Raw genomic sequence first — 2,454 nt, forward strand, 5'->3', positions numbered from 1 at the left:
CTCTCATCTGCGATCTCCTTCGGCACATAGCCGACGGCGACGGACTTCTTCGAATGATGCGCATAGCCGCCCGACGTCACCCAACCGCGCACGGCGCCATCGAACCAGATCGGCTCGTCGCCAATGACATCGGCATCGTCGGCATCGACGATAAAGGCGCGCAGGCGCAATTTGCCGCCCTGCCTGCGCTCGGCCAGCGCCGCGGCCTTGCCGATGAAATCGGCGTCCTTGCCGTAAGCAACAAAGCGGTCGAGCCCCGCTTCCAGCGGCCCGTAGATCGGCCGGTACTCGCGCCCCCATGAGCCGTAATTCTTGTCCAGCCGCAGCGCATTGAGCGCGCGCGAGCCGAAGAGGCCGATGCCGAATTCCTCGCCCGCCGCCATCAGCGCTTGATAGGCGGCGCGCTGGTATTCCGGCGCCACCCAGATTTCGTAGCCGAGATCGCCGGTATAGCTCACACGGCCGACCAGGCACGGCGCCATGCCGATATCCATCCGGCCAATGGCCATGAAGGAAAATGCCGCGTTGGAGACATCCGAGCGCGTGGCCTTTGCCAGCACATCCCGCGCCTTCGGGCCGGCGATCGACAGACCGGTGAGCCTCGCGCCCAGCGCTTCGATGCGGACCGATCCATCGTCAGGCAGGTGCTTCTCGAACCAGCGCATGTGGTATTGCTCGGCGATGCCGGAGCCGGCGAGGAACCAGCCATCCTCCCCCAGATTGGCCAGCGTGAAGTCGCCGATGAGCCTGCCGTCCTGCTTCAGCATCGGCGCCAGCGTCATGCGGCCGGGTTTCGGCAGTTTGCAGGTAAGCATCCGGTCGAGCCAGGCGGCCGCTCCCTCACCCGTCACCTGGTATTTGGCGAAGCTCGAAATCTCGGACAGGCCGACACTGTCACGTACCGTCGCGACCTCCTTGGCGACCTGCGTGAAGTCGCTCGAGCGGCGCCACGAGAACTCGTCCTTGACGCCTTCCGGCGCGTACCACAGCGGCACTTCCAGCCCATAGGCAACGCCCCATTGCGCACCCCCAGCAGACAGCAGATCATAGATCGGCGTCGTCTTCAGCGGCCGCCCGGCGGGCAGCTCCTCATTGGGGAAGCGGATCGAAAAGCGCCTGGAATAATTCTCGCGCACCTTGGCGTTGGTGTAGGCCATCGTCGCCCAGTCGCCATAGCGCGCGACATCCATCGCCCAGATATCGGCGCCGGGATCGCCCTCGATCATCCAGTTCGACAAAGCAAGGCCGACGCCGCCGCCTTGCGAAAAACCGGCCATGACACCGCAGGCGACCCAGAAGCCCGGCAGGCCGCGCACCGGCCCGACCAGCGGGTTGCCATCAGGGGCGAAAGTGAAGGGGCCGTTGATGATCTGCTTGATGCCGGTGTTCTGGAAGGCGGGGAAATGGCGGAAGCCGACTTCCAGAGACGGCGCGATGCGGTCGATGTCCGGCTCCAGCAATTCATGGCCGAAATTCCATGGCGTCTGGTATTCGGACCACGGCTTGTTGGCCTTCTCATAGGTGCCCATCAGCATGCCGCCGCGCTCCTGGCGCAGGTAAAGCTCGCCGTCGAAATCGACCGCGTGGATGATCTCGGTGCCGGTCTTGGCATTCCAGGCGGCGACCTCAGGCATGTCCTCGGTGATCAGGTACATGTGCTCCATGGCCAGCACCGGCAGTTCGAGACCAACCATGCGGCCGACCTCGCGCGCCCACAGGCCGCCGGCATTGACGACATGCTCGGCCACCACCTCGCCCTTGTTGGTGATGACGCGCCATAGCCCGTCGGGCCGGCGCACGATGTCCTCGACCTTGGTGAAGCGCTCCACTTCCGCCCCAAGTTTCCGCGCGGCCTTGGCATAGGCATGGGTAACGCCTGAGGGATCGAGATGGCCGTCCTCCTTGTTCCTGACGGCGCCGACGAACTGCTTGGGATCGAGCAGCGGCATCAGCTCGGCCGCTTCGTTGGGCGAGATCTCCTCGAGCTCGATGCCGAGATAACGGCCCTTGGCGACGACGCCGCGCAGCCAGTCCAGCCGCGCCTCGGTTGCCGCCAAAAGCACGCCACCGGTCAGATGCACGCCGGTCGCCTGGCCGGAAAGCTCCTCGATCTCCTTGTAGAGGTTGATGGTGTATTTCTGCAGCTTGGCGACGTTGGGGTCGCCATTGATGGTGTGCATGCCCCCGGCCGCGTGCCAGGTCGAGCCGGACGTCAATTCGTCGCGCTCCAGCAGGACAACATCGGTCCAGCCGTGGCGGGCGAGATGGAACAGCACGGAGCACCCGACGACGCCACCGCCAATGACCACGACCTTTGCATGCGATTTCATGAGTTTTGCTCTGTTATCAATGAGTTGGATGGGTGGAATGAATCGACATGGGAGGAGCCAAGCCGGTGTGCGCGCACAATCCTGCAATCATCACGGCTCGCCCTGCCCGATCGCTTCCTTGCGC

Annotated in this window: 1 protein-coding gene; it reads right to left on the minus strand. The window is 64.3% G+C overall.

From position 1 onward, the window contains the following. Positions 1–2,330 (minus strand): GcvT family protein (locus EN939_RS29790; RefSeq protein ID WP_164751337.1); only part of this gene is annotated, 2,330 nt, incomplete at its 3' end. Positions 2,331–2,454 lie beyond the last annotated feature (124 nt).

It is taken from the genome of Mesorhizobium sp. M7A.F.Ca.CA.002.05.1.1 (assembly GCF_003998335.1).
Taxonomy (GTDB): domain Bacteria; phylum Pseudomonadota; class Alphaproteobacteria; order Rhizobiales; family Rhizobiaceae; genus Mesorhizobium.